6 protein-coding genes and 1 pseudogene are annotated in these 7,020 nt (G+C 50.2%); 3 read left to right on the top strand and 4 right to left on the bottom strand.

Annotation, left to right across the window (positions count from 1 at the left end; genetic code table 11):
* Positions 1–238 precede the first annotated feature (238 nt).
* Positions 239–1,165: a hypothetical protein gene (locus tag BZJ18_RS16445; RefSeq protein ID WP_077458370.1), complete on the bottom strand. Its 927-nt coding sequence runs from the start codon at positions 1,163–1,165 to the stop codon at positions 239–241.
* Positions 1,166–1,340: 175 nt separating this feature from the next.
* Between BZJ18_RS16445 and BZJ18_RS16450 the strand changes: the two genes are divergently transcribed.
* Positions 1,341–2,045 carry a DUF2786 domain-containing protein gene (locus BZJ18_RS16450; protein WP_069588488.1) on the top strand — a complete coding sequence of 235 codons (705 nt, stop codon included), beginning with the start codon at positions 1,341–1,343 and terminating at the stop codon, positions 2,043–2,045.
* Between the two features lie 217 nt (positions 2,046–2,262).
* Complete coding sequence (locus BZJ18_RS16455; protein ID WP_077458372.1) at positions 2,263–3,270, top strand: outer membrane beta-barrel protein; 1,008 nt, start codon at positions 2,263–2,265, stop codon at positions 3,268–3,270.
* Between the two features lie 116 nt (positions 3,271–3,386).
* On the opposite strand, the gene BZJ18_RS16460 is transcribed toward BZJ18_RS16455, so the two are convergent.
* Positions 3,387–3,959, bottom strand: coding sequence for a gamma-glutamylcyclotransferase family protein (locus BZJ18_RS16460; RefSeq protein WP_077458374.1), 573 nt, complete (start codon positions 3,957–3,959; stop codon positions 3,387–3,389).
* 110 nt (positions 3,960–4,069) lie between these two features.
* Between BZJ18_RS16460 and BZJ18_RS16465 the strand changes: the two genes are divergently transcribed.
* Positions 4,070–5,557 carry a carboxypeptidase M32 gene (locus tag BZJ18_RS16465; protein WP_077458376.1) on the top strand — a complete coding sequence of 496 codons (1,488 nt, stop codon included), beginning with the start codon at positions 4,070–4,072 and terminating at the stop codon, positions 5,555–5,557.
* 47 nt (positions 5,558–5,604) lie between these two features.
* Here BZJ18_RS16465 and BZJ18_RS16470 read toward each other — a convergent pair whose 3' ends face one another.
* Together BZJ18_RS16470 and BZJ18_RS17145 are read right to left on the bottom strand one after the other, a co-directional pair.
* Positions 5,605–6,834, bottom strand: a complete 1,230-nt coding sequence (locus tag BZJ18_RS16470; protein ID WP_077458378.1) for a linear amide C-N hydrolase — start codon at positions 6,832–6,834, stop codon at positions 5,605–5,607.
* Positions 6,835–6,854: 20 nt separating this feature from the next.
* Positions 6,855–7,020 (bottom strand): annotated as a pseudogene (locus BZJ18_RS17145) (IS256 family transposase); the annotation flags it as partial.

Here is a 7,020-nt window from a genome sequence, read left to right on the forward strand (position 1 = left end):
ATGGTCACGGTAATACGCTGGCTCTTTTTATCCACCTGGACAGAGTCGACAGTCCATGGCGGAGTCAGTCCAAGGATCGCTTGATAGAGTGCTGTATCTTTCATCTGATTCAGGGCTCAAGTGCAGAGTGTTTCCTCATTGTCCAATTAATCGGAAAACTTGAAAAGAAACACTTTCCACCACATCCGGTGAAGAGCCATAGATAAACAGTTTAATTTATTGCTCATCACGCCAAACATTAACCGCGTACCTGTTCACGCGGCGTCGCTCCCATCAAGATGACGCCGATAAAGGCCACACAAGCCGCACTGGCTAAACGCATGTTCATCATCTGACCATCGTCCAACCACACCACGCCAACTAAGGCGATCACCGCCAGTACCGATAACGTGTGCTTCCACAGCAGAGAAACCTGTGTAGAAAGCCACTGCCAAGGATAAATTATCCCGAGCACCGTCAGGGCTCCAGCAATCATCGCCACTACGGCGCCAGATATTGTCACGGTTAAACCGGGCAACGCGAAAATCAGCAGGGCAATTGCCAGTAAGACACTCAACCGAAAACTGATGCAGAGTTGTTTAGGGTACGCTTCAGTGTGTTCAGACAGCGTCTGCCAATAGTCACGCCATGCCAATCCAGCCACAAGTGCCAAGCCCAACCCTAAACTACTGGGGGCGTACATACCGGGGGCAAATAAATACCCCACACCAGCAAACAACAGCATCATGCCGCCCCAGTGCAACCCTTTGCGTTCTGCCGTCGCCATCAAGCCGTGCACACCTTGAACGCCAGCCATCACCATCAGTGCCAGCGTGCCTAAATCAAGATACCGGCATGCAAACAAGGCGGATGTGGCGGCAAGCAACAAGCTTGCGGCCATACGCCAAACATCAGCCGGCTGCAAAAAGAGTGAATCAGGCAGTCGCGACGCAGCGCGTTTTGGCGGCGCAGGATACATATAGGTTGCATTGGAACAGACGCCCGCTTTTTTGCTCGAGAGATAACGCGCTGTCAACCAYGCCATGATTGCGCCGCCGGCCAACCACAACGCGGCAAAACTCGCCGAATCCAGGCCTCCCGCCATCCCCCACTGCACAAGGTAGCCATTGGCCGTGATCACCATTAATACCAGCAACGACAGACTCATTTGCTTGACCATGCCCATGAATGGGGCTCCTTATAACCACTTACTCCTGCATAGACCGCGTCATCACGATATTTCTTTCAACCCCCTCCCTTTATGCAGGACCGAACAATAAGCCTTCTGAACCGTCATCACGGCTTTGTTGTTATTGACGGACGCGATACAATACGCGTTTGTTCGTTCTCGGGAAGTATGCATGTCAGATCCGAAAAGCAAAGCGCTCAAAAAAATCGCCAAATGCCTTGAGTTAAGTAACTCAGCAAACGTCAATGAGGCAGCGCAGGCGATTAAGATGGCTGAGCGCCTGATGCGAAAACATGGCCTGGACCAAGACGATATCGACTTTATCAGCATGGGGAAAACGCGCTCTGAAACCCTGCTGCCCACCTCGGTGAGTGAACCGATCCTGAAGATCATTCGTGGTATTAATGGTCGATTTGGCGTGGAGTGTGTGCTGATCAACTACAAAGGCTTAAAGCAAGCAGAATTTATTGGTGATGCCGATCGCGCGATATTCGCCGCGTTCGCCTTTGATGTGGTGTATCGCGAGATGAATGAGCATATCGGCCAATTCCGCAACAGTTTTGCTGGTTCGGGCACCAGCACTCAAGAAGTGTCACGCCGTGTGCAATCTTTTACCATCGGCTGGCTAGAAGGGGCGCTGGAGAAACTGCCTCAGCTCGATGCGCGTGACAGCGATGATAAGATCAAAAGCTACATCGACAAAGAGTTCGAAAACATTGATCGAGAAACCTTCAAGCAACAGCTAAAAGCCGCCATGGCCGCCATCACCGACGATTACGAGAAAGGGATGAAAAAAGGACGCCAAGTATCTGTGAGTCGCCCTGTGGGCGGGCAAGGCGAACGAAAACGTCTCACTAGTCAGACAAAATCACGCTAGCTCCCTTCTAATTGTCCGACAACGGTCAAGCCTGGCGCATACTTAAGACAGTTGCGTCAGGTTGGGTCAAATCTCGGTTAAATCTCTTTTTTCCTATTGAGTTACCCACTATCCAGCTCTAGCCTAGGGGTGAAGGTCGTTCCAAAAATGGCCGGATAACAACGCATAGTTAATGCGAACAATAATACCTTATCATCCTTATTTAGGAGACAGTGGCATGAAAAAAGTCGTGACAAGCCTAGGCCTACTTTTAGCCGTTGCACCAGCGGCTTATGCACAGCAAGACACCGGTCCATACATGGGGGGCCGCATTGGCCCTTCGTTTTTAGAAGATAGCTGTGTGACTGACACCGATTGCGGAGATTCAGAGCTCGGCGCGGGTATTATTACCGGCTATGATTTCAACAATTGGTTTGCGCTCGAGGGGACCTATGATTATTTAGGCCGCTTTGACACTGTATTCGACACATTTGGGAAAGCATCAGGGGATCTCACCGCACTCACCATCGCGCCAAAATTGTCGTATCACGTCAAACCCGATACGGCACTGTACGGGAAAGTAGGCGGTGCAATGTGGAACTTTAACAGCAGTGCGGGCGATCGCGATGACGTGTCACTGATGGGCGCGATCGGTGTCGATCACCAAGCGACCGATAACATCAACGTACGTCTTGAATACCAACACATTAATGATATGGACGACGGCTACTTCTCAAGTGTTGACAATAACCTTGTGACCGTGGGTATGACCTACCACTTCGGCCGCACCAGCAGCGAGCCGATGCCTGAGCCTATGGTTGAAGAGCCAGTCATGGCTGAGCCGGCGCCAGAACCACAAATGGTTGCGGAACCACAAACCATCGTCTTGTCAGAAGCGGGCGAAACCGAGTTGTTTGGCTTTGATGAAGCAACCCTTTCTCCACAAGCGGCTGCCTCATTACAACCATTGATCAACCGCCTACTCCAGCACGAAGAAGCGACTGCAACCATTATCGGTCACACCGACAGCAAAGGCCCAGCGGCCTACAACCAAAAACTGTCTGAGCGTCGCGCACAAGCGGTAGCAGATGTATTCGTTGATGCGGGCATCGATGCCGAGCGTTTAACCGTAATGGGTAAAGGTGAGTCCACGCCAATTGCTAGCAATGACACTGTGGACGGCCGCGCGAAAAACCGTCGCGTTGAAGTCACCTCACCTGAGTTTGTCTACGTCGAAGTACAATAAGTCCCTTGGTGACAAGGTGAACAACCCCTAATCAACAAAGCCACCGTTCATGCGGTGGCTTTGTTTTATTCAATCTAAACAAAATAACGTTGCACGTGGCTCGCTAGTAAGTCTAATTATACCGCTTCAGCGGGATGCTGGCCGAGATGGGTTTTCATCAAATCATCAATCATGACCCGATCTTCATCGCTCACGCCGGCGACGCGTGGATAACGCGGCAGTGCCCGATCATTACAATACGCCGCATCCCACCCCTGAGTGGTGTGTAAAAATTCAGCCGCAAAATCAAACGAATAGCGTAAGCAGCCTGCCATGACCGTATCTATGTACGACTGCGCGATCGGTTTATGCACATCAGGCGCGACACGATCCTCTGCCACATACACATACACGGGCCCTTCAAGCGCAATCCCTTTGGGCAGTGCAATACGAGACGCGTCTAGCGAAAGACGTCGATACCCTGCCTCACGGCGATCAAAGTCAGGCAAAGCATCTGGCGCGATCTTTACTAAGACGCCATTGCACGCGCCGTCTCCTTCCAATACCACTAACGGAGAGATCAATGCTTCACTGACATTGCTCCAATAGCGTTGCAACCCCGATACGGTTACCGGACACGCCCACCCTGACTCTCCGGTCAACGCGCGCGAAGCAGGATTCATTAAACTGCCATAGCCAAACAAGTACATTCCCCAAATAACTCCTTATCAGGTTCACCTTACAGAACGCCAGCATGTGCCTTGCTTTTCTCACCCAAGTTGCCAAAATATCGGCAACGTTGTAAACAAGGAAAGTGATTATGGAACAACTAGATAAGCTGGAAGCTCACTTCAAACGTCTGTCGCATTTTCAGCACCTTGCCGCAATCTGTGGTTGGGATCAAGCCACCATGATGCCCAGCGGAGGCAGTCAAGCCCGTGCCGACGCTATGGCGGAATTGGCACTATATACCCATCAGCAACTCACTACGCATGAACTGCATGACTGGTTTAGCGCGCTGGATGAGCAGCAAGACCGACTCAATGACGCCCAACGCGCCAGCCTCCGAGAAATGAAGCGTCAGTGGCAACATGCCAGTGTACTCCCTGACACCCTAGTGAAAGCCAAATCTTTAGCCGGTGCAAAATGTGAACACGCCTGGCGACAGCAGCGTCAAAATAACGACTGGGACGGCTTCGCCAAAAACCTTAAAGAAGTAGTGGCACTCGCGCGCGAAGAAGCCCACATCCGAGCCGATCAGAAAAACTGCTCGCCCTATGACGCTTTGCTGGATCTTTACGAGCCAGACATGACCGCTGACCGCATCGATGAAGTGTTTGGCGATCTTAAAACATGGCTACCAGACACCATTCAAGCGGTTGTGGATAAACAAAGCCAGCAAACCACACGGTTGCCCGATGGTCCCTTTGCAGAAGCTCAGCAAAAAGCCTTAGGCGAGAAAATGATGGCGCTGCTGGGTTTTGACTTCGAGCACGGTCGATTAGACGTCAGCACTCATCCATTTTGTGGAGGCGTGCCAACCGATGTACGCATTACCACCCGCTATGACGAGCAAGACTTTACCTCGGCGTTAATGGGCGTGATCCACGAAACGGGGCACGCGCGCTATGAGCAAGGTCTACCCAAACACCTTGCCGGCTTGCCGGTTGGCAAAGCGCGATCAATGGGTGTGCATGAGAGCCAAAGCCTGTTCTGTGAAATGCAGCTTGCCCGCAGTGAGGCATTCGCCACCTTGATTTGTCAGCATGCCAAACAAGCCTTTAACCGCCAAGACGACCCCGCTTTCCATGTAGACAACTTCCACCGTGTGCTCACACGTGTCTCACCCGGCTATATCCGTGTTGATGCCGACGAAGTCACCTATCCTGCACACATCATGTTGCGCTACGACATTGAGCGCGATCTTATCAGTGGCAAAATGGACGTCGAGCATATCCCTGATCGTTGGAATCATGCCATGCAGCAATACCTTGGCCTCAGCACCGCTGGCAACTATAAAAACGGCTGTATGCAAGATATCCACTGGACCGATGGCAGCTTTGGCTACTTCCCGACCTATACCTTAGGTGCATTGTATGCCGCGCAATTGATGCAAACGATGCGCCAGCAACTGGATGTGGATGGCATTATCGCCAGCGGCAATGTCTCACCGATTTTTGATTGGTTGTCTCAACATATCTGGCAACGCGCCAGCACCACCTCAACCGACAACTTACTCAAAGATGCCACCGGAGAAACCCTCAACCCCACCCATTTCCGCGAGTATATTCAAGGGCGGTATTTGTAAACTCACAGCAGCTCCAAGGCCAGCAATGCTGGCCTTGGACGCTAACCTCAAGCTACCTCTACGCGTTTTGCTACCACCCTATGTTCGCCTATCGGTGTTAAAACTGGCGAGGACTCAAACGCTGTTTCTGTCAAGCTAAACGACTTTAGAAGCACATCGCGGTCTATATCTAAGAAAACAGCTTTCTCCCAAGTCATATTTGCATAAGAGCGGAAATAGAGAGATCGACTTTCATGATCACGTAAAACAGCCCACTGGGTAATATCACTATTCAGCGGCTCATTGTTTTTGAGCGCCTCAGGAACAACTAACCCACGGGGAATATCAATTCGATTTAGCAGTTTCTCTGCAAGCGTCATTGCCTCATTGACGGTTTTAGGTCGGTTTGCCAACTGCTGACAGACGTAAGTTTGCACAAAACGCGACGGAGGCGTGGGATCCGCAGGCAAACCAATTAGCCCACTGCCATTCACATTAGTTAATGGTCCAGGCGACCAACAAGAGCGAATGGGAAGAGCATGATTTACTTGGCTGGCTTGCTGTACTTTGTTGGTTAGATTACTGAATTGAGATAGATAGTTTACATGCCAAAGGTAGTCTGAGGAATTCGTCATTACACCAATATACGCATGGTCAACCAACACTTCATAAGCCGAGCAAGGACTGAATCTGCGCACTTTGAAATTATCCACATACGGATCACAGATATCCGTACCTATGGAATCAAACTGCTCTCTTGCCGCATAACAACGATGAATATGCATTTTTCGGTCATACAAAAACTCAATCACGGCACTCTGTCCATCAGCGTCATGGATTACATAATGCAATGTCATAGCAACCGCGTCTTCGCCTTCAATACCCAACTGGCTTAGTAATACATAAACAGGATTCTCACTGAGATAATTAACCAACGCCTCAACAGAACTAAAGCTAGATAACACCCATGTTGGAAAAAAAGCAGACCCAATGACAAATGCACTACCGGTGCCATCGGCTTGTGCTTTTTTAACTTGTGCAGGAGTTAAGTAATAGGTCATTCCCGGTAAATACAGCGATCCGATTGATAGGCCTTGTGTATTCATACCATCAGAAGCGACATATCCATTCGCGGTTTTTCTGCCCATTTCTTCACTATTACACAGTGCATTGGTATGAATAAAATCATAGTGACCCTGCCAAGATGCTATGAACTCATAAGATTGAATTGTCTGGTTCTCGCTATTTGGCGCAACTAAATCGACTTGGTCCGCTTTACCCATTTCGAGGGTGTTCATAGTTCTGTGTCACCCGGCGTTTAAAGATCTACGTAGTCGTCGAGCCGTCCTTCGAAGTGGATGCTCAGTTGGGACAATGTCAGGTTCCAATTCTGCACCGGATGCGTCCACTTCTCTGACGCCTTCAACATACCTGCATACAGCAACTTGAGCAATGCGTTCTCGTTAGCAAAGCCACCCTTGGTC

Source organism: Salinivibrio sp. IB872, from assembly GCF_001995345.1.
Classification (GTDB): domain Bacteria; phylum Pseudomonadota; class Gammaproteobacteria; order Enterobacterales; family Vibrionaceae; genus Salinivibrio; species Salinivibrio proteolyticus.